The 21907-nt window shown below is 45.4% G+C and carries 21 protein-coding genes; 19 read left to right on the top strand and 2 right to left on the bottom strand.

Going from position 1 to position 21907, the window contains the following annotated elements; genetic code table 11:
* The first annotated feature begins 36 nt into the window (after positions 1-36).
* The 9 genes from ACWGXJ_RS13190 (at position 37) to ACWGXJ_RS13150 (ending at position 8217) form a co-directional block, all read left to right on the top strand.
* Entirely contained in the window at positions 37-1287 is a 1251-nt protein-coding gene (locus tag ACWGXJ_RS13190; RefSeq protein ID WP_254325547.1) for a WD40/YVTN/BNR-like repeat-containing protein, read from the top strand.
* Positions 1288-1440: 153 nt separating this feature from the next.
* On the top strand, positions 1441-1623 hold the full coding sequence (locus ACWGXJ_RS13185) for a hypothetical protein (protein WP_061828281.1): 183 nt from the start codon (positions 1441-1443) through the stop codon (positions 1621-1623).
* Positions 1624-1812: 189 nt separating this feature from the next.
* Positions 1813-2208: a DUF2500 domain-containing protein gene (locus ACWGXJ_RS13180; RefSeq protein WP_452566925.1), complete on the top strand. Its 396-nt coding sequence runs from the start codon at positions 1813-1815 to the stop codon at positions 2206-2208.
* A gap of 136 nt (positions 2209-2344) precedes the next feature.
* Entirely contained in the window at positions 2345-3094 is a 750-nt protein-coding gene (locus ACWGXJ_RS13175; protein WP_452566924.1) for an SDR family NAD(P)-dependent oxidoreductase, read from the top strand.
* Positions 3095-3213: 119 nt separating this feature from the next.
* Positions 3214-3636 carry a cell wall hydrolase gene (locus ACWGXJ_RS13170; protein ID WP_061828283.1) on the top strand — a complete coding sequence of 141 codons (423 nt, stop codon included), beginning with the start codon at positions 3214-3216 and terminating at the stop codon, positions 3634-3636.
* A gap of 56 nt (positions 3637-3692) precedes the next feature.
* Positions 3693-4154, top strand: a complete 462-nt coding sequence (gene gerQ / locus ACWGXJ_RS13165) for a spore coat protein GerQ (protein ID WP_235309726.1) — start codon at positions 3693-3695, stop codon at positions 4152-4154.
* A gap of 388 nt (positions 4155-4542) precedes the next feature.
* Positions 4543-5844 carry a hemolysin family protein gene (locus ACWGXJ_RS13160; protein ID WP_172828322.1) on the top strand — a complete coding sequence of 434 codons (1302 nt, stop codon included), beginning with the start codon at positions 4543-4545 and terminating at the stop codon, positions 5842-5844.
* 210 nt (positions 5845-6054) lie between these two features.
* Positions 6055-7062 (top strand): biotin synthase BioB, encoded by a 1008-nt coding sequence (bioB, locus tag ACWGXJ_RS13155; RefSeq protein ID WP_348619812.1) that lies wholly within the window; start codon positions 6055-6057, stop codon positions 7060-7062.
* 36 nt (positions 7063-7098) lie between these two features.
* Positions 7099-8217, top strand: coding sequence for a glycerol dehydrogenase (locus tag ACWGXJ_RS13150; protein ID WP_165176913.1), 1119 nt, complete (start codon positions 7099-7101; stop codon positions 8215-8217).
* Positions 8218-8656: 439 nt separating this feature from the next.
* On the opposite strand, the gene ACWGXJ_RS13145 is transcribed toward ACWGXJ_RS13150, so the two are convergent.
* Entirely contained in the window at positions 8657-9889 is a 1233-nt protein-coding gene (locus ACWGXJ_RS13145; RefSeq protein ID WP_069289646.1) for an aminopeptidase, read from the bottom strand.
* Between the two features lie 162 nt (positions 9890-10051).
* Between ACWGXJ_RS13145 and ACWGXJ_RS13140 the strand changes: the two genes are divergently transcribed.
* The 8 genes from ACWGXJ_RS13140 (at position 10052) to ACWGXJ_RS13105 (ending at position 19497) form a co-directional block, all read left to right on the top strand.
* On the top strand, positions 10052-10348 hold the full coding sequence (locus tag ACWGXJ_RS13140; protein ID WP_061828288.1) for a hypothetical protein: 297 nt from the start codon (positions 10052-10054) through the stop codon (positions 10346-10348).
* Positions 10349-10474: 126 nt separating this feature from the next.
* Positions 10475-11278, top strand: coding sequence for an MBL fold metallo-hydrolase (locus ACWGXJ_RS13135; protein ID WP_069289645.1), 804 nt, complete (start codon positions 10475-10477; stop codon positions 11276-11278).
* 137 nt (positions 11279-11415) lie between these two features.
* A complete protein-coding gene (locus ACWGXJ_RS13130) occupies positions 11416-12435 on the top strand; it encodes an aldose 1-epimerase (protein WP_013310435.1) in 1020 nt (339 codons plus the stop codon).
* 154 nt (positions 12436-12589) lie between these two features.
* A complete protein-coding gene (locus ACWGXJ_RS13125; protein WP_061828291.1) occupies positions 12590-13291 on the top strand; it encodes a FadR/GntR family transcriptional regulator in 702 nt (233 codons plus the stop codon).
* 98 nt (positions 13292-13389) lie between these two features.
* On the top strand, positions 13390-14934 hold the full coding sequence (locus ACWGXJ_RS13120) for a 2-isopropylmalate synthase (RefSeq protein WP_254349604.1): 1545 nt from the start codon (positions 13390-13392) through the stop codon (positions 14932-14934).
* A 164-nt stretch (positions 14935-15098) separates the two neighbouring features.
* Complete coding sequence (fumC, locus tag ACWGXJ_RS13115) at positions 15099-16487, top strand: class II fumarate hydratase (protein WP_025722755.1); 1389 nt, start codon at positions 15099-15101, stop codon at positions 16485-16487.
* A gap of 200 nt (positions 16488-16687) precedes the next feature.
* Positions 16688-18154: a potassium/proton antiporter gene (locus ACWGXJ_RS13110; protein ID WP_446674849.1), complete on the top strand. Its 1467-nt coding sequence runs from the start codon at positions 16688-16690 to the stop codon at positions 18152-18154.
* A gap of 221 nt (positions 18155-18375) precedes the next feature.
* Positions 18376-19497, top strand: a complete 1122-nt coding sequence (locus tag ACWGXJ_RS13105) for a phosphodiester glycosidase family protein (RefSeq protein WP_452566923.1) — start codon at positions 18376-18378, stop codon at positions 19495-19497.
* Between the two features lie 220 nt (positions 19498-19717).
* Here ACWGXJ_RS13105 and ACWGXJ_RS13100 read toward each other — a convergent pair whose 3' ends face one another.
* Positions 19718-20257, bottom strand: coding sequence for a helix-turn-helix domain-containing protein (locus ACWGXJ_RS13100; RefSeq protein WP_250268463.1), 540 nt, complete (start codon positions 20255-20257; stop codon positions 19718-19720).
* A gap of 269 nt (positions 20258-20526) precedes the next feature.
* On the opposite strand from ACWGXJ_RS13100, the gene ACWGXJ_RS13095 reads away from it, so the two are divergent.
* Together ACWGXJ_RS13095 and ACWGXJ_RS13090 are read left to right on the top strand one after the other, a co-directional pair.
* Positions 20527-20940, top strand: a complete 414-nt coding sequence (locus ACWGXJ_RS13095) for a DoxX family protein (RefSeq protein ID WP_061828297.1) — start codon at positions 20527-20529, stop codon at positions 20938-20940.
* Between the two features lie 47 nt (positions 20941-20987).
* Positions 20988-21854 carry a VOC family protein gene (locus ACWGXJ_RS13090; protein ID WP_452566922.1) on the top strand — a complete coding sequence of 289 codons (867 nt, stop codon included), beginning with the start codon at positions 20988-20990 and terminating at the stop codon, positions 21852-21854.
* Positions 21855-21907 lie beyond the last annotated feature (53 nt).

The raw sequence follows: 21907 nt of genomic DNA, 5'->3' as shown, positions 1-21907 counted from the left end.
ACGTGATTACAGCATGCCATCGAGGGAGGATTTTATATGAAACTGCGCTGGCGTGCGCTCTTGGGGGGAGTACTGCTGCTGACGGGCATTCTACTGACTGCCTGTTCTGCTGAAGCCCCAGATACGTTAACTAAACCTCCGATTGAGGAACCTGATGACCAGGGTCAGACGATTACTATTAATCCACCAGTGACTCCAAAGGTGGGCGATCCCAACGCCAAATATGTAGTACAGACGCGAATAGCGGATTTTCATTTAATTGATAACAATAAAGGGTTAGTTTGGGGAGTTACCCATAATGAGCTTCGGCTTTATGATACTCATGATGGCGGAAAGACATGGAATAATATTTCCCCCTCCGAAAACGTCCAATTTCAAGACAAGCTTGAATATGGAAAGGACATCAGTTTCACTGATTCTCGTCACGGTTGGGTTGTCCGTCAAAATTTGGACAAAACAGCAACCGTCATTCTGAGAACAGCAGATGGAGGACAGAGCTGGGATGTTTCAGCGCTTCCAAGCGGGGACCATGTGAGCTCGATTCAATATGTAAATCCAACTACTGGCTGGATCATGGCATATGTAAATCTGAATGAGCAGGATCAACAAAAACTGTTGTATCACACCACTGACGGGGGAGCCACATGGAATAAAGTTGCGCAAAGTTCGAGTATGACATCCAATAAATCAGGCTCAGGTTTACCCGATCGGGGCAGCCTGGCGGGGATGAGCTTTTCTTCCAACAATCAGGGGTTTGTAGCGATCAATCTGGATAACAGTGTTAAGTTGTACAAGACTTTGAATCAAGGGAAAACCTGGACTCCGGTAGCTAACAGAATACAGGGCTGTCCTCAGGCAAAAGCAGAAGCCCAGCAGTCTCTGAAAGGGAGCAGTGCCTCGTACTGGATTCCGGTTCTTTGCTATGGGGATAAGGCCATAAAATATAACGGACTGTTTACAAACGATACAGGGACACAATGGAACGGTGTGCCTTTGGGTCTGAGTAGCAACATTAATTCTATTATCCCTGGCCGTACGTTTCTAAATGAAAAGGAAGGGTGGATCATAACCGAGACCGGAATGAGCCGTACAATGGATGGGGGGAAGACGTGGACAAGTCTCACAGGCAACAAAGTGCTACCTTTGAAGCTAAAAGACTACCCACGATCGGTTAAGCTCCGTTTCGCTTCTTCTTCGGTGGGTTGGCTTCTTTTGGAACGCCTTGATGACAAAAAGTCACTGCTGCTGAAAACGACGGACGGCGGTGCGAACTGGAGAATTTTATAATCGCTATAAAGGTGATTGCCCTGGGGTGTTTTTCCCAGGGCGTTTTATTTTTAAAAAATTTAAATTTTATATGACTATATGTGAAAAAAATCACAAACTAACAAATAAGCCGCTGTTATACTAAACCTGTAAACAACGATAGGAGTGATAATCATGAGAGCGAATCAGGATCATATGTTAACCCAATACTACCTTCAATTTTGTTATACTTGCCAGGATGCCTATGGTTGCACGACTGAAGAGGACTGCAAGCAGTGTGCAGAGCGTTACGCTGAAGACGAAAATCATGAAGTTCTGGATGAAACACAACGTTATCTCCAGCTTGTACATGTGTAAATCGATGCATCATTCTGATATCGCCATATCTTGAGCCCTCCCGGATAATTCCGTGGGGGCTCTTGGCGTTCTTAAGGGTTGCTATCAAATTTGGGCAGGAACATACATATACTGTTATAGAAAGCTTAGGTTAGGTCAGGATGCCCGGTAGTTTCCCTGTGAAATGCCTGGCGGAGAGGAGTGCGGTGCATGGCTTTTGAGTCATTATGGATGTTCGATTGGCTGGGCACGGTACTGCCCGTATTTTTCGTTGTCGTGTTGGGTATTGTCGTGTTGTCTGCAGGCAGGGAAGTCATGGAATGGAGTCGGAATAAAAGGCAGCCTGTATTGACGGTCGGTTCCCGAATTACAGCCAGAAGGACACATCTCCAACAGAGGCGGCAGGAGGAACAAGGGACTCGTACCTATACTTTCTATTACGTAACCTTCGAGGTGGAAAGTGGCGACCGGATGGAGTTTAAGGTATCTGGGGAAGAATATGGTCAATGCGCTGAAGGGGATGAGGGACGGCTTACTTTTCAGGGTACAAGGTATATCGGGTTTCAGCGTCTTAATCGCTATAGCTTGGAACAGGTTAAAATGTAGAATTCAGTCTAATTATTTTTTGGATTCATTTACAGCCTTCTGCGAGATGCCAGGGTAGGGGGCTGTAGATGTTTCTTGTACAGTACATTTTGGTACATATATACTAGAACAGTGTAGTTCAGAGGAGGAATGATTTGTGTCATTTGAGGGACAAGTTGTTATTGTAACAGGAGCGGCGCATGGCATCGGGAAAGAAGTCGCTTTTGCCTACGCTGCTCAGGGTGCCCATGTTGTATTTGCCGACTACAATGAGGAGGAAGGTGCAGCAGCCGCTGCAGCGGCCCGGAACGAGGGCTATCAGGCCATTTTTATTCCTTGTGATGTGCGGAAGGAAGAAGATATTGTAGCGCTAATCTGTGCCACGGAAGAAGAATACGGTACGATTCATACGCTAATTAACAACGCTGGCGTGTCCAAATGGAAATCTCCTTATGAGTTAACGATAGCAGAATGGGATGACATTCTGAATACAAACGTACGCAGCTGTTTTATTGCCACCAGGGAAGCAGCTAAGGTGATGAAACGAAACTCAGAAGGTGGCTCTGTGGTCAATATGACCTCTACACGAGCTTTCATGTCAGAGCCGGATACAGAAGCCTACGCAGCATCCAAAGGAGCGATTGCGGCCCTTACACACGCGATGGCCATATCGCTAGGAAAGGACGGGATTCAGGTCAATTGCATCAGTCCAGGGTGGATTGAAACCGGGGATTATGAGCAACTGCGTGCAGAAGACCATCAACAGCATCCGTCTGGGCGAGTAGGAACCCCTAAGGACATCGCACGGGCCTGTCTGTATTTGACACAACCCGGCAATGATTTTGTAACAGGCACGAATCTGGTAGTAGATGGTGGCATGACGCGTAAAATGATTTATGAGCCATAATAAAAGCCTAATGAGTAGTCCCAGTCTTGGGGCTATTTTTTTATTTTTCTGGACTGTCACCCATTGGGCATTTGTACCATACGATAGGGTATGTGATGGAGAAGCGAGGAGGGGACGCGGTGGCTGTAATCAAGACCAACTCAGAAGATGTAAGGACCCTCGCCCGGCTGATGCGGGCTGAGGCTGAAGGTGAAGGCGAGATGGGGATGCTCATGGTTGGCAATGTCGGTGTGAACCGAATTTTATCCAATTGCCTAGATTTCCGGGGGATACGTCTCATGAATGACATGGTGTTTCAAAGCCCCGGAGGTTTTGAAGCCACTCAGAAGGGGTATTTTTATCAGAAAGCCCGTGATCGGGACATTCGACTTGCCCAGCGTGTAATCAATGGAGAAAAGCTACATCCGGCATCCAATGCATTATGGTTTTTCAGACCAGCAGGAAACTGTCCGGGCACTTGGTATGACCAGACCAATACCGGACGTTTTAAAGCCCACTGCTTTTTTAGCCCGTCTGTACAGGATTGTCCTAATGTATATTAGACACTTTACAGAATGGCTTGAAGAATTAAATTAAAACCATTTTAGGAGGAATTTACATGATTTCACAGCAAGCTTACCGTCCCGTATCTTATGCTTCCGGCAACGGATATCCCGAATGGCCAAGAGGGATGGCTCCAATGGGAACCATGCAGCCGCAGCCTATGACTGGCTTTCCACCTCAAGTAAGTAGTGGCAGCCCTATGACACCAACGGGTACTGTAGTGCAGGTTCAGACTCCGCAATACGAGCAATCATACATCGAAAATATTTTACGCTTGAACTTAGGCAAAACGGGAACCTTTTATATGACCTATGAAAATAACCGGGAATGGAATGCGAAAATATTCAAAGGCATTCTGGAAGCAGCAGGTCGGGATCACATTATTATTAGTGATCCGGCGACAGGCAAACGGACCATTCTGCTGATGCTAAACCTGGACTATGCAACGTTTGATGAGCCATTGTTGTACCAATATCCCGGCGTCATCGGGAATCCGGGTGCATCCCCGGTTCGCTGATGCCTTCATATATATGAGTCTACATCCTCTGCCAGACGGCAGGGGATGTATTTTGTTTATAATCTTTCTCAAATATAGTAGCTTTCTTGATGGTAAGCGGCGAAAACGAGAGCTTTATGACCTAAATGATAGGGGGGCTGTTTTTTCTGACATTGCTTGTGGTTTGACTGTATAGAGTATAGTTATATAATTAAATATAAGCTGATGAATGATCTAATCATTTATGCGGAATATGGCTTTAGAAGCCGGAAGGAGTGAATGTGTTGGGAAGTTGACGCTGCTTATGATGTGTTATCGTTCTGTCTATGATGAAACTATCCGAAGGAGGTGCGCCTGTCTGCCGTAATGACGGCTGATGGGGAGCATATTGAGTGACCCTTTACCGAGTATGTTTAACTTATTTATTGTTTTTGCATTAGTACTATTGAATGGTTTTTTTGTATCTGCGGAATTTGCCATGGTGAAGGTCAGAGGCAGCCGTATTGAAACATTGGTGGAAGCGGGCAATAAAAAGGCCGTGTACGCCGCCAATATGTTACACAACTTGGACGCTTATTTGTCTGCCTGCCAGTTGGGTATTACACTAGCATCGTTGGGACTAGGATGGATCGGAGAGCCGGCCATCGCACATTTGATCGAACCTGTATTTACAGCCGCTGGATTAGGAGCGGTATATGTGCACGGTACTGCCGTGGTTATTGCATTTATTGTTATTACGATTCTGCATATTGTGTTGGGTGAATTGGCGCCCAAAACGATAGCTATTCGTAAATCTGAGACCATTACGCTGTATTCAGCCATGCTGATGACTTGGTTTTACAAGTTGATGTATCCATTCATATGGGCGTTAAATGGAATGGCGAACAGCCTGCTGCGTTTATTCCGTCTGGAGCCGGTATCTGAAAATGACGATTCCGCGCATACCGGAGATGAAATACGCATTCTGATGAAAGAAAGCAATAAGAGCGGACTAATTGATAATACGGAATTGGCGCTTGTTGATAATATATTTGATTTTACCGACACGACCGCCAGGGAAATCATGATTCCGCGAACTGAGATGATCTGCTTATACAGTAATGAGTCCACAGAAGAAAATCTCGCGATTGCGACGGAAAGCATGAGAACCCGTTATCCAATCTGCGCCGAAGATAAGGACCATATTATCGGCTTTATCCATATTAAGGACCTTCTACGGGCGAACACACTGGATACCCGTACGATGATTCGACCGATTCTTGCTGTCCCGGAATCTACGCAAATTAGTGATCTGCTCAAACGCATGCAGCGCAGCAAGACGCAAATCGCCATTTTGATTGATGAATATGGCGGGACATCGGGTATGGTAACACTGGAAGATATTATGGAAGAAATCGTTGGTGAAATTCAGGATGAGTTCGATCAGGAACGTCCGAGTTGTGAGCAGATTAATGACGAGGAATTTTCCATTGACGGCATGTTATTAATTGATGAAGTGAACGATCGCTTTGGACTGGATCTGGATCATGAGGATTATGATACGGTAGGGGGCTGGCTATACTCACATGTCGAGGTTATTCCTCCACAGCCTGGCCAGACTGTATTGTTTGAGGGATGTATGTTCACGGTAGAAGAAGTTGAAAACAAGCGGATTTCACGTATTCGGCTGATAAAACAGCCTATTATCGTGGAAGAAGCAGGAGTCTCATAACGGAATACGGAATAAATCTTGAGAGCGACCTTGAACGATGTGGGGTCGCTTTTTAATTTGCCTCCTTTACAGAAAGGACATGAATTGATATGATGTTCGTGTTATTGTCAACCTAAAAATAATCGATTGGGTTGACAATAAAAAAGGAACTTCCTCTACGTTGAAAATCTTATCCATTTACATGATCATTAATTTTGGGAGGCAAGAAGTATGAATTTACTAAACGAGGTTATAGATTGGGGCTTGTTGGCTGAAAAAGCGATCCAAGGCAGCCGTATATCGCTGGAAGAAGGTATGAAGGTACTGGAAGCCGACGATGAGGAATTATTACCGATTATGCAAGCTGCATTTCAGGTGCGACATCACTTTTATGAAAAAAAAGTAAAGCTCAACATGATCATCAATGCCAAAAGTGGCCTGTGCCCGGAGGATTGCGGTTATTGCTCACAATCTATCGTATCCACGGCGCCTGTGAGCAAGTACAGTATGCTGGACAAGGAATCACTGTTGGCTGGAGCTAGGGAAGCAGTAGCGCGGAGAGCAGGGACGTATTGCATCGTAGCTTCCGGCAAAGGTCCAACAGATCGAGAGCTGGATCAGGTGATTGAGGCAGTACAAGAAATTAATCGCACGATGCCGCTCAAAATTTGCGCCTGCTTAGGGATTCTCAAGGGAGATCAGGCACGGCGGTTGGCAGAGGCTGGGGTACATCGATACAATCATAATTTAAATACAAGTAAGGCCAACTATCCTTCGATTACAACCACACATACATACGATCAACGCGTCGAAACTGTGAAAATGGCTCAATCTCACGGAATGTCTCCATGCTCTGGCGTTATTATCGGGATGGGGGAAACGAATGAGGAAATCGTACAAATGGCTTATGCCTTACGGGAGTTAGATGCTGACTCTATTCCGGTTAACTTTTTGAATCCAGTCCCTGGAACCCCGTTGGAAGGAGCAAAGCGAATATCACCTATCCAAGCTTTGAAGGTGCTGGCACTGTTCCGCTTCATCTGTCCATCCAAAGAAATACGCGTTGCAGGTGGACGAGAGTTGAATTTACGCTCGTTACAACCGCTATGCCTGTATGCAGCGAATTCAATTTTTGTAGGAGATTATTTAACGACAGAAGGCCAGGAGGTCACATTTGATCATCAAATGATTGAAGATCTTGGTTTCGAAATTGAGATGTGTGCCCTTTCAACCGTATAATAGAAATTGTACAAACTTGGAAGGGAGAGTTAAACGATGAGCGAAAAAGTATTTATTAGTCCAGGTAAATATGTGCAAGGGAAAAATGTGATTGATAAAACAGGTGAGTATGTTAAGCCATTAGGTCATACTGCCTTGGTTATTGCGGACAAGCTGGTTTGGGAGATTGCAGCTGACCGCGTAGTAAAAAGTCTGGAACAGGCTGATATTACGGCGGTTAAAATTGAGTTTCAAGGGGAAGCATCGAAAAATGAAGTCAACCGTATTGCGGATCAGGGACGAAGCGCCCAGGTCGATATTGTCATTGGTGTAGGTGGTGGTAAAACGCTGGATACGGCCAAAGCCGTTAATGAACTACTCGGTTCCTCAGTTGTGATTATTCCAACGACTGCTTCTACAGATGCCCCTACTAGTGCACTATCTGTTTTGTACACCGATGAGGGTGCATTTGATACGTATACCTTTTTCAGTAAAAATCCGAGCCTGATCCTGGTGGACACGAAAGTCATTTCTCAAGCGCCGCCCTTGTTCCTCTCCTCAGGCATTGCAGATGCCATGGCAACGTGGATTGAGGTCCGTGCGGTCATTGAAGCTCGCGCAACGACAATGGCTGGTGGTTTGCCAACCTTGGCGGCAGAAGCCATTGCGTCCAAGTGTGAGGAAGTTCTTTTCGATTACGGTCTGCAGGCTTATGAATCCGTGAAACGCAAAGTCGTCACACCTGCGCTTGAAGCGGTAGTCGAAGCCAATACGTTGCTAAGCGGTTTGGGCTTTGAAAGCGGCGGTTTGGCAGGCGCACATGCGATTCACAATGGTTTTACCGTTCTGGAAGGGGATATTCATCACCTGACACATGGTCAGAAGGTAGCTTTTGGCACCTTAGTCCAGCTTGCCTTGGAAAAAAGACCTTTGTCCGAGGTGGAGCGGTATATTGACTTTTATCTAAAACTCGATCTGCCTGTCACGCTCGAAGACATTAAGCTACAGGAAGCTTCCCGAGAGGATTTATACAGGGTAGCCCAGGCTGCTACCAAAGAAGGCGAAACTGCTCACAATCTACCATTTGCTGTCACAGCGGATGATGTGCTTGATGCGATTTTAGCGGCTGACCAATATTCACTTGTCTACAAGGCTAAAATTGGACATAAAAGCTAACCTCATACGAAATAAAGTAGATTCAAAGGTCGCTGATCAGCGACCTTTTTTCCATTTTTTAACTTGCAACTTATGTTATAAGGTGTATATCTTGGGTCCAATCAACCTTATGTTCCTGTGAGTAAAGTTCCGGGCTGGAGTTGGGCTTTTGTCGTGGTCAGCTTGGTTATAGGATTGCTATTTTCGGGGATTTTCGGTGTGTGTATAGGAATATTGGGCAGCATGTTTTACGTGAAATCATCTTTATCCATGCATCAAACCACCAATCGAAGAGTTGTAAATTGCCTTATTGTCTTTTTCATCATCAGCGTGATACAAATTGTTTTTGGAGTTGCAGCGAATTCTTGGATTAACACGTTGTAAAATAGATCTAACATAGCCTATAGGAAGAAGCAAGAAGGCTCTCACGCATAAAGCGGTGGGAGCCTTTTTTGCCGTGTTAGATCGCCCAATTTCCTTTACGGAAGATAGGTTCCTCAGTACCGTCCTCGGTAACGCCGTTAATGTCCATTTCAGCTGAACCGATCATAAAGTCGACGTGAGTCAGGCTGGAATTCAGGCCGTTGGCAGCCAACTGCTCTTGAGTCATATCCTTGCCGCCTTTAAGGTTAAATGCATAAGCATTACCGATGGCCAAGTGGTTAGAGGCATTTTCATCAAACAACGTATTATAAAATAAAATATTTTTATCAGAGATAGGTGACTTGTGAGGTACGAGAGCAACCTCCCCCAGATAGTGTGAACCTTCATCCATTTCTACGAGATGCTGAAGAGTTTCCAAACCGGTTTCTGCCTGTACATCGACAATACGTCCATTTTCAAAAGTCAATGAAAAGTTGTCGATGATATTTCCGCTGTAGCTAAGTGGCTTGGTGCTGCTGACTTTACCGTTCACTCCCGTTTTGAGCGGAGCTGTAAACACTTCCTCGGTAGGCATATTGGCTACAAAAGTATGTCCCTGTTGGTTGACGCTTTCGGCTGCTACCCACAGATGATCTTTTGCCAATTCGATGGTGAGGTCTGTGCCTGGAGCCAGATAATGCAGCTTTTTATAGCGTTTGGCATTTAAAATATCAGCTTTGCTGGAAAGGGTTTTCAAATGCTCTTTCCACGCCTCCACAGGGTTATCCAGATCCACACGCACGGTGCTGAAAATGGCATCCCACAGTTTATCCATTTGCTCTGAAGCTGGCAGATCAGGGAATACTTTGGCAGCCCACTCTGCTGAAGGATAAGCAATCAGAGACCAACTGAATTTGTCGGCCATTTGATATTCACGATATTGACGTAATTCATGTGACCGCACACGCTGGGCAGCAGTAATTCGGCTGGACGGAATTCCCTGAAGCAAATCCGGATTTTCTGCAATGACATGCAGTACAGCTGCGCCATTTTCGACCTCTTCAGTCATTTCGGCTGCGTACCATTTGGGAGCAATATTAAAAGTTTCATCAGGAGCTAGTTCATACTGTAATCGAGTAATAGTCTCATCACTCCATTTTACTGTAACCAGCTTGGCCCCAGCAGTATACGCTGATTTGACGATAAGTCTCACGAGTTCGGCGGACAAAATTGGTGCATGAACGATGAGTGTCTGCCCAGGATGGACATTGGCGCCGACCCGAACGGCTAACTCGGCATATTTTTGCAATTTTTGTTGAAAATCTGACATGTAACTTTCCTCCATTTCACGAAAAGCCTTAAACAAGGCTTGGGTAACTTGCACAGTTTTTTTGCAAATTCCACACATAGCTTATATATTGTACAATGTAACGAAAAGGTTCACAAATCAGTTTTGGTACTATTTAGTGAAAATGAAAGGGCGGATAGATGAATGACAGAGCAAAATTCACCTCAGGAAGTGAAAGAAGTACATATTCAACAGGCACAAATGACAAAAGATGAGAATGGTGCTTATCTGGGCCAAGTGGTATTTAAAGTAGAGGGACAGAGTTCTGTATATGAAATCACATTCCACAGCAAAAGGGGAAAGGAATGGGATTACAGTCTCCATTTTGCGGGAGAGCCACGGGTGGAGGAAGAGATGCTGCAAATGGATAGCTGGATTGAAGAGAACGATGATTTGTTCGACTATTTGCTAGATACGGCATGGAGCAAATTACCCGAGTAATGTAAACATGGTCTATTTTCGTGACAAGCGGATTATATTTAGCAGTGTCCGCATAATCTGCTGACATGGGGGAAGCCTAAAGGTCGATGTTAACAGGAAATTCCATGTGAATAGGAGGGTGAAGCTTTGGCAAATCATCTGTTCACCGAAGGAATGACGGCAAATGAAGAGGCTGCTCCCGATCTCCTGAGCTTACGGACGCTGTTTGTAAATATGTGTTTTATTGGGGAGCCGGGAAGCCGTTCCTGGGTGCTGGTGGATACGGGGATGACAGGATTTACAGACTCGATTATACGCCTGGCAGAGGAACGGTTCACTGGCCCTCCGATCGCTATTGTGCTTACACATGGTCATTTTGATCATGTAGGTTCGGTTATTGAGTTGGTACAGCATTGGGGTACACCTGTTTATGCACATCCTTTGGAATTACCTTATTTGACGGGAATGAAGGATTATCAAAAACCTGACCCTAGTGTAGGGGGAGGTTTAATGTCGAGCATTTCCTTCTTATACCCTAATGATGCTATAGATCTCGATGATCGCATCACATCACTGCCCCTAGATGGCAGTGTCCCCGGTGCCCCTGGTTGGAAGTGGCTGCATACGCCAGGACATACACCTGGTCATGTATCGCTTTTTCATGAGCGAAGAAGGTTAATGGTGGCCGGTGACGCTTTTATTACGGTGAAACAGGAATCGGCACTGGCCGTTATTTTACAGGAAAAAGAAATACATGGGCCTCCTGCGTATTTTACGACAGATTGGCAAGCTGCGCAGCGTTCGGTGGAAATGCTGGCCAAGTTAAAGCCTGAGATTGCAGTCACAGGACATGGTCATTACATGCATGGTGCTGAGCTGACAGATCAGCTGGAGCGACTGGCGGGAGATTTTGAGCACATGGCTGTACCCAAACAGGGCCGTTATGTGTAGTGATGTGTGAAGGACGATGCCTTGCGGGGCATCGTTTTTTGTGTGGACGTGGAATTTTTTTGCTCAGCATGGTATAGTCAAGCCAAAAGCTAAACGCTTTCATTAAACATCGTCATTTCATCAAGGAGGATTTTTTGATGACACAACAACATGCTGCAATTGGTGATCTTTATTATGGAATACCGGCGATTCGTCTTAAATTTGGACGATATGAAGCAGTTGCCCTGCCGGGAAACGGCGCAAATCTGATTTCTTTTCGTGACAATGAAACGGGATATTCTTTTCTGCGTGAGCCAGATGCTGAGAGCATAGAGGCTTTTAAGCAAAGTCCGTCCGTTTACGGAATTCCTTTCCTGTTTCCTCCGAATCGGTATGAGGATGGAAAATTCCTGTGGAATGGTGTTACATATGAGCTGCCGATAAATGAAGAGGCGACCCACAACCATCTGCACGGCTTTTTACACACTGTTCGGTGGGAGGTTGAGGACTACGGTTCTGGGGAGCAAGGTAGCTATGTGGTAATGAATCAGCATGTAAGGGAAGGACATCCCATGTTCCGCTATTTACCCTTCACCTTTACCATGAAGTTAACGTACAGCCTGGACGAATTTGGCCTGCATCAGCGTTATGTGATCCATAACGAGGGCGATCAACCGATCCCCAACTTATTTGCCTTTCACACAGCGATTCGCGTTCCGTTCGTACCCGATAGCTCGCCTGAGGATTACAAGATTAAGGTCACAATCGGTGAGCGTCGTGAGCTGACGGAACGGTTGTTGGCCACAGGTCAGTTCCAGCCTTTATCTCCGGAAGAGGAACTGCTGAAGACGACGGGAGTTAGTCCTTATTTTGCCTCTATGGATAATCATTACACGGCAGCTCCGCAAAATGGACGCAACTACATGGAACTGACACACAGTAAGACAGGTGCTACCCTCGTATACGATGTAGGCACAGCTTATAAGCATTGGATGATCTGGAATAACAAAGCGAACAAGGAATTCATCTGTCCTGAGCCGCAAATGAACATGATCAATGCACCGAATCGTCCGGACCTGCCAGCAGAGGAGATCGGATTGATTGCACTGGCTCCAGGCCATATTTTTGAAGCAACCAGCCGTTTGTATTGTATTACACCTAATAAATCGAAATCCTAACATTTAAATTTATCCTTATAGGCCTGTATCGTGTCCAACGGTGCAGGCTTTATTTGGGTATATAAGCATAGGTAAGGACCAATGGGGAAGGAGGACGAAAAAGGTTGCAGAATGACAAGCATTCGTAGTATGATACGAAACAGGAGATGATCAGATGAATTTTCCTTTTCAAGCCGTCAAACGCAAGCAAATCGCCGATGAAGTGGCTGAACAGCTGCAACGAAAAATTGCTGCTGGTGAATGGAATGTGGGCACTAAGATTCCAACCGAGCCTGAGCTCATGAAGCTATTCGGAGTCGGGCGATCTACAGTACGTGAAGCGGTTAGCGTTCTGGTGCATGCCGGTCTATTAGAGAAAAAGCAAGGACACGGAACTTTTGTCTGCCAACCGACGACTTCTCAAGAGCCATTGGATTACCGTCTAAGCCGTGCTGAAATTATTGAGGTTTATGAAGTGCGGAGTGTGTTGGAACTAGAGATTGCCAGATTGGCTGCATTACGTCGTAATGACGAGGATTTACGCTTAATGCGTGCGGCGTTGGACCGTCGTGCTGCAACTTTGGCCGCTGGAGATTTGACTGGGTACCTAGATGCGGATATCACTTTTCACTTGGCTGTTGCCGGAGCTACACGCAATAAGGTGCTTACAGACGTATATGGCAGCTTTGTAGAGGCCATTCGCAAGGCATTGAACAATCTCATTACCGATCCAGCGATGCAAAATCATTTTACTCTGCAGCATGAAAAAATATATGAAGCAATCCGGGATCAGGATGGCAAGGCTGCCGAACTTTATAGCATTCAACATTTGGACGGCACCAAGCTGGAGCTGCAAAAGCATATGGGAAGTTCATAATTTTTTTATCCTTAAACATCAGATGATCAGATGAATATGATGATCTTTGAGCCTTTTACTTGAGCATCTCCTAAAATCAAACCAAAGGTGGTATCTGTATGCGCAAAATATGGGTGTTGGACACAACGTTAAGAGATGGAGAGCAATCACCAGGAGTTAGCTTAACCAGCACAGAAAAGGTGGAAATTGCTCTTCAGCTGCAAAAATTAGGCGTAGATCGGATTGAGACCGGCTTTCCAGCAACCTCGCCTGGTGAGATTATCAGCATGCAGGAGATTGCCAAACAGGTTACCCAAGCAACACTGGTTGGTTTTGCACGCTCGAAAGAACAGGATATTGATGCAGTCAGAGAGGCGCTACGAGGAGCTGAGGATACCTGTCTTCATTTGTTCCTGGCTACCTCACCCATTCACCGCCAACATAAGCTGCGAATGGATAAAGCGAAAGTATTAGAGACCGCTGCTGCTGCCATTCGTTATGGACGCAAGTATTTCAGCAAGGTAGAATTTTCAGCAGAGGACGCCAGTCGTACCGAGCTGGACTTTATTTGTGAAGTCGTGGATATGGCGATTCGTGCTGGAGCGACGGTCGTCAATTTACCGGATACGGTGGGATATGCCTCGCCGGATCAGTTCGGTGAAATGTTTAGAATTGTAAAGCAACAAGTGCCCGGTATCGAAAAAATACAACTCAGCACACATTGTCATGATGATCTTGGCATGGCAACAGCTAACACGCTGGCGGCCATCCGTAATGGTGTAGATCAATTTGAAGGTACCATCAATGGAATCGGTGAGCGAGCCGGAAATACACCTATCGAGGAAGTTGCACTGGCCCTTGATACCAGAACTGAGCTTTATGGTGCACAAACGAGTCTGGTTTTGGAGGAGCTGTATGCCACCAGTCGACTGGTGAGCAAACGTACGGGGATGTCGGTACCGGGAAACAAGGCCATTGTTGGAGCCAATGCGTTTGCTCACGAGTCCGGTATACACCAGGACGGAATGCTTAAAGAGCGTACAACGTATGAGATCGTGTCCCCTGAGCGTATTGGGCTGAAGACGAGTAAACTTGTGTTGGGCAAGCACTCGGGTCGACATGCATTTAAAGAAAAACTGGCGGACATGGGGTTTGATGCTTTGACGGAGGAACAGCTGCAAGAGGCGTTCCGCAAATTCAAGGCCTTGACGGATAAGAAAAAACAGGTGCTAGATGAAGATTTGCACGTCCTGATGGACGAAAGCCGCAATGCCTCACCTCAAATGTACACACTGGATTCCATTCAGGTGTCTTATGGCAATCAGTCGGTTCCAGTCGCATCCATTCGGTTGAGTAAACAAGATGGGACAGCAATTGATGAAGTAGCAATGGGTAACGGTTCTGTAGATGCGATTTTCCATGCTATAGACAAGGCCAGTGGTGAAGAGGTGGAGTTGGAGGATTATTCGATCCAATCTGTAACATATGGTAAAGATGCGTTGGGGGAAGTACACGCTATTTTGAGGCAAGGTGAGTACACAGCTCTGGGAAGAGGCACAAGTACTGATATTTTGGAAGCTAGCGCCAAAGCTTACATCGATGCGCTGAACAAGCTACTGGGCAGAAAAGAAGTCCATGGCAAAAGCAATATCACCATTAGTTGAACCTAGTAGCCATGCTTGTAAATTAAATTTCCTTTCGCCTCCTCTGGCCGCATCGTAAAAAAGCGCTTGCAAAATAAATGATAACATTTGAAATTTAATGTATAATAGGCAAGAGAGAGCACCATATTTTGTCTGAATTACATAGGCCAAGAGGAGGAAATGAGTTGAACTACCGCATCGAAAAGGATACGTTGGGCGAAATCAAGGTACCGGCAGACCGTCTGTGGGGAGCGCAAACACAGCGCAGCAAGGAAAATTTTCCGATTGGCTCGGAGAAAATGCCATTAGAGGTCATACAGGCGTTCGCGGTGCTTAAAAAAAGCGCGGCGATCAGTAACTATAAGCTGGGTAAGCTATCACAGGAGAAGCAGGACGCCATTATTTATGCAGCGGACGAAATTCTCGCAGGGCGGGTTGATGACCATTTCCCGTTGGTTGTATGGCAGACAGGAAGCGGTACGCAGTCCAATATGAATGTAAATGAAGTGATTGCTCATCTGGGAAGCCAATGGTTACAAGAGCAGGGAAAAGATACGAAGCTGCATCCCAATGATGATGTAAACATGTCGCAAAGCTCAAATGATACGTTTCCTACGGCGCTTCATGTAGCGGGTGTCATTGCAGTTGAGGACCGTTTGTTGCCTGCCATTGATAAGCTGAAAGAGACTTTTCAACAGAAGTCAGAGCAATTCAAGGATATTATAAAAATTGGACGAACCCATTTACAAGATGCGACACCGCTGACGCTGGGGCAGGAAATAAGCGGCTGGTATGCCATGCTGGACAAGAGCAAGCGAATTATCATTGACACGGTGCAATACATGAAGGAGCTGGCGATTGGCGGAACCGCGGTGGGGACAGGAATTAACGCTCATCCAGAGTTCGGCTCCCGAACCTCTGCGGAAATTTCTAGTTTCACTGGCAAAACGTTCACTTCCGCACCCAATAAATTTCATGCACTGACCAGCCACGATGAAGTGGTGGCCGTACATGGAGCAGTCAAAGCGCTCGCGGCCGATTTGATGAAAATCGCCAATGATGTTCGCTGGCTGGCAAGTGGTCCGCGTAGCGGCTTGGGCGAAATCACGATTCCTGCTAACGAGCCAGGTAGCTCCATCATGCCAGGTAAGGTGAATCCGACTCAAAGTGAAGCACTGACGATGGTCGTTACGCAAGTAATGGGTAATGATGCAGCTATCGGTTTTGCTGCGAGTCAGGGTAATTTTGAACTGAACGTGTTTAAGCCAGTAATCATCTACAATTTTTTGCAATCTGTTCATTTGCTGGCCGATTCCATGATTGCTTTTAACGACAACTGTGCGATTGGCATCGAGCCTGATCTCGCTAAAATTGAGCACAATTTGAATAATTCGCTGATGCTGGTGACGGCATTGAATCCACATATCGGATATGAAAATGCCGCTAAAATCGCCAAACTTGCACATGCAGAAGGGCTGTCCCTAAAAGAAGCGGCACTCCGCAGCGGACTGTTGACTGAAGAACAGTTCGATCAATATGTTGTACCTGCGCATATGATTCATCCTAAAGCCTAAAGCACGACGATAGTCTCTGCTTAAGCCTTATAAAAAATATACAAACCAGCTCATGGAGTGCGATTTAGCACAAACCATGAGCTGGATTTTTTGATTTTATTATATAATTTTTTATTTAGGATTAGTATTCTGTGTGATTTGAGGGTATATAGATAGAAGGCGAAAAATTGAACATCTATTTTCAAGATAGGAGAAGCCGTATGGAACAGACAACCGTTATTAATTTGATTGTACTTTTGCTGTCCGGCTTGCTGCTGGTCGGCGTGCTGACTACCAAATTTTCCAGCCGTTTCGGTATGCCTGCGCTCGTTTTGTTTATTGCGGTAGGTATGGTGCTCAGTCAGTTTATTTATTTTGATAATGCCTTTATCACACAGCTAGTTGGCATTCTCGCGCTCATTGTAATCTTGTTTGAAGGCGGGATGCAGACAAAGTTTGCAGACGTTAAACCAGTTATTCGACCTGCGTTATCATTATCAACGTTAGGGGTCATCATTACGACCGTAGTCATTGGCGTATGCGCCAAGTTTATTTTAGGCGTAAGCTGGATGGAATCCATGCTGTTTGGCGCTATTGTCGGATCGACCGATGCGGCGGCCGTGTTTTCCGTTCTAGGAGGTAAAAACATCAAAAAACGAATTACCTCAACGCTCGAAGCGGAATCCGGCAGTAATGACCCGATGGCTGTATTTCTCACGATAACATTGATTGAGCTGATACATCACCCTGAGCAATCCATTTGGATACATATCTTGTTATTTTTATGGGAAATGGGTTTCGGTTTAGTCGTTGGTTTTGTACTCGGACGCATAGGTGTATATGCGATTAATAAAATGAATTTTGATTCATCCGGTTTGTATCCTGTGATGGCGCTGGCATTTGCGGTCTTGACGTATGCGGCGGCATCGTTACTGGAGGCAAGCGGATTGCTGGCGGTTTATGTCATGGCCATTGTCTTGGGAAATTCCGACTTGACCTACAAGCGATCCATTATCCATTTTAACAATGGTTTCGCCTGGATGGTGCAGATTATGATGTTTGTCCTGCTCGGGTTATTGGTCTTTCCCGATCAATTGCTGGGCATTGCGTGGCAAAGCTTGGCGCTCTCCTTCATCCTCATGCTCGTGGCTCGTCCAATAGGCGTATTCCTAAGCTTACTTTTTTCCAGATACTCTGTGCGCGAGAAGACACTGTTATCCTGGGCAGGACTGCGGGGGGCGGTACCTATTGTACTAGCAACCTATCCTTTACTGGATGAGATGGATGTAGGACCCTTGTTTTTTAATGTTGTATTTTTCGTCGTGCTCACTTCTGCGATTATTCAAGGTACCACTATTTCGTGGCTAGCGGTGAAGCTTGGCTTGATGGACCCTAACGAGACGTCATCTCCTTCACTGCTGGAATTAGTTTCTCTGGGAAAAACCACTTCGGAAATTAACCACATTCAGGTACAAAAAGGGATGTCGATTGCGGGCAAAGCGATTCAGGATATACAGCTGCCTGAAGATATTTTATTCACAGCTATAATTCGGAACGAGCAAATTATTGCCCCGAGAGGTACGACGGTGATTGAACCGGGCGATACATTGTATGTGCTTAGTCCCAAACTCAAGCGACAGCAGATGAAAGAACTGTTCATGCTGCTCGAACCAGAGGCTGCTCCGTAAAAAGCGTAGAGTACCCTTAATTACAGTCCTTCACATTCATGTGGAGGACTTTTTCCTGTGTTTTTTTCAGAGTGGATGAATCTGTTAAAAAATTGACACTATCATTCTACAAAATTAGTTTATGATATTGTCGTTAGATGTCGCTGCCTATCGTTACGGATCATTTGATGGGCCATAGTGATGAATAAGATAGAAGTCACCAATAACAGGAGAGATGATGAATGAAACCGGAAGTCTTGCCAAAGCGTGCAGTAGCTCGCAGGCAGAAAAATAGAAAAAAGAAACGAAAAGGAAAATTCGGTCGTTTTATACTGCGACTGTTTATTGTATTCCTGGTAGCAGGAATAGGGGGTGGTGCGTGGTTGTTCTTAACGTCATCTGGCAAGGACATGCGCTATTTGGCTGCGGATACGCTGATCACGACCCAACATCGTCACTGGGCGAAGTACTTTATCGGTGAAGCAGAGGCGAAAAAACGTGTGGCTGAATATTCGGCCCGTTTTGAAGCGATGGGTGAGGAGAAGGACAGACATACAATCAATTTGCCTGATCTGATACCGACCAAAGTACAACAAACGCCGCTGGTTGAAGTGGAAGAGGTATCGGGCCGTAACTATCATGGCTATGTTATGACGGTGCATGACCCTACTAAAATTCGGCTCGGGGTTCCTGCCAAGGTCGGCCGGGGAGAAAGGGTATCTAGTATGGTCGAGCGTTTAGGGGCTGTTGCTGGCGTAAATGGCGGTGGCTTTGCCGATCCCAACTGGAATGGGAATGGTTTTAAACCGATTGGCGTTGTCATTTCCCAGGGCGAGATATACTACAATGACATGGGCAAAAATGCCTCTGTTCAAATCGTAGGTATTGATAAACAGGGAAAAATGATAGCCGGTCACTATTCGTTGTCAGAGTTGTCCAAAATGAATGTACAAGAAGCGGTTACTTTTCAACCACGCCTAATCGTGAATGGGAAAGGTTTGATTCGCAATGCAAGCGAGGGGTGGGGAATTGCTCCCCGTACCGCAATGGGGCAAAGAGCAGACGGGGCCATTATATTCGTGACCATCGACGGTCGTCAGCCTGGGTACAGCATTGGTGCCAACTTGTATGATATGCAAAATATTTTGCTTAAACATAGAGCGGTTATCGGTGCTAATCTGGATGGAGGTTCTTCAACGGTGCTCGTCAAGGATAATGCCATTGTGAACAAGCCTTCTTCTGAATACGGAGAGCGGTATTTGCCGACTGCGTTTCTCGTATTTGAGCATCCAGAGACTGTTAGTATCCCAAACATATGGGAAGGTCTGAATCCTGGAGACATTGACGCAGCCAAAAAGAGATAGATCTGGAATGATTCCCGGCCGATACCAAACAAATTATGAAAACCTTCAAGTTACCGTGGGAATCGCGTACAGATGTCCAACAAGCGATGGAATAAGTTAAGAACAGCAATAGCAAGTGAAAATATAAGAAGCGCGGATCGTTGAAGTAAAGATACTTCCGGTACGCGCTTTTGTTGATGGAATTTGTACTTTTGTTACTTCGTGCTTGCGTAAATATCGATTAAGCGTCATTATCTGCTTCGAGAAACACGGAGATCAGAATTCGGGCGTTGCTATCTCCCACATTTTTGGCATAGTGGGGGATAGCTGCTCTCCAGCTAAAGGAATCCCCTGCTTCCAGAGTAGCCGAATCCTCGCCTTGCTCCACGTATACCGTGCCCTCCAAGATAAAATGAATCTCATCTCCCCCATGAGCATGCTCCTCTTCTGTAGACGAGCCTGGCGGCATGTCCACCAGCATCATTTTAACGTTTCCTTGCCCTCCCAAATGATCAACCTGGAGGTTGTTTTTACCATATAAGGTTTTACGGCGCTCGTCCTTGCGAATTACTTGCATCCGTTCCTCATCTTTAAGAAGCAGAAAAGCGAGAGGGACCTTAAGCGCATTAGCGATACTGTCCAATGTAGCGATGGAAGGGGAGGTTTTATTATTTTCTACTTGACTCATAAACCCTTGCGATAGTCCGGTTCGTTCGCATATTTGCTGAATGGATAAATTTTTACGTTTACGAGCAGCGCGTATGTTGCATCCTATACTCATAGAACGTTCCTCCTTTAAGGAAATATAATGTATACTAATTTAATATTTATCATACCAAATAATTTGTTGACAGACTACAGTTTCTTATGATAAATTCACATTACAAAATAATTATTTCTATTACTAATAATTCGAGTTTGATTCACACTAATGTGTTGCGGCATAGATTCAGACAGGATTATTTTTTTAACCAAATTATTAGTAATATAAATTAATTATTCATATGCACTTGTATGAGTGTAATAAACAAACAGAATGGAGAGATAAACATGAGTTCAGCAAGCAGAAACATTTCTACAATTATGCGGGTGGCACTGGGAATTTTGTTTTTGGCACACGGAATTGCTAAATTCCAAATGGGGTTGGGTAATGTAGCAGGCTGGTTTGCCAGCATTGGCGTTCCAGGATTTCTAGGTTATGTCGTTGCGGTGATTGAGTTGGTCGGCGGGATTGCATTGATTCTTGGATTGCTTACTCGTTATGTATCTGGGCTTTTGGTTATTGTTTTGATCGGCGCCATTTTTACAGCAAAACTGTCCGGCGGGTTGATGGGGAATGGTCAAGGCGCTGGCTATGAGCTGGATATTGCTTTTATTCTGGTAGCTCTTCATCTGGTATTTGCACCAACGACTCGCTTGTCTCTGGACTCTTTGTTCGGGCGTCGTGAGTCAACAGAAAAGTAATTTTTGATTGTTTAGTCCTCCAATCCATGTAGAAAGAGGGAAATCTCATGACAGCACATATACATGACAACACCAAAATTGGGCAGGTTTCATTAAAAGTTAGTAACTTGGAGCGTTCTATTCAATTTTATACAGAGGTGGTTGGTTTTCAGCTACTGCGTCAAACGGCGAATACCGCCGAATTGACTGTCGATGGGAAGCATGCGCTACTGATCCTTAACTATATTGAAAATGCAGTTATTCTGCCGCGTCAATCTGCTGCCGGGTTATATCATTTTGCTATTCTTTTACCAAACCGTGTAGCTCTGGGCCTGACCTTACGTAATCTGCTGGCTCATGAGATTGAAATCGGACAGGGAGATCATGATGTAAGTGAAGCCCTCTATATCCATGATCCCGATAATAACGGAATTGAAATCTATGCAGATCGTCCCCGTGATCAATGGAAAAAGGATGCTAATGGATTTTACATGATGGGAACAGATCCCGTGGATGCAGAAAACTTGGTTGCGATTTCCGAAAATCTACCTTGGCAGGGACTACCTCAGGGAACGGTAATTGGGCACGTCCACTTCCATGTGTCTAATTTGCTCAAAGCACAGCAATTTTATTGCGATGTGCTTGGCTTTGACATTACGTGCCGGTATGGCTCTTCAGCCTTGTTCGTTTCCGCAGGTGGTTACCACCACCATATGGGCTTGAATATATGGGCAGGTGAAGGAGCCCCACCAGCTCCTGAGCACGCTGCCGGATTGGATTATTTTGAATTGATCGTACCAGATCAGAAGGAATTGGATGCCATTGTCGCTCGTTTAGAGGCAGCAGGCTATGGAGTGCAAGAACGCGAGGGCGCCAAGTATGTAGCTGATCCGTTCCGCATTCAAATTAAACTGATTAACGGTCAAATCTCGTAACAAAGAAGGCACGTAACAAAAAAGGGTATTCCTATTAAGCCGTAAAGGCTGGG

The sequence above is a fragment of the Paenibacillus sp. S33 genome, from assembly GCF_053615415.1.
The sequence above is the reverse complement of the archived record's forward strand: the minus strand, read 5'-3'. Positions and strand labels throughout refer to the sequence as shown.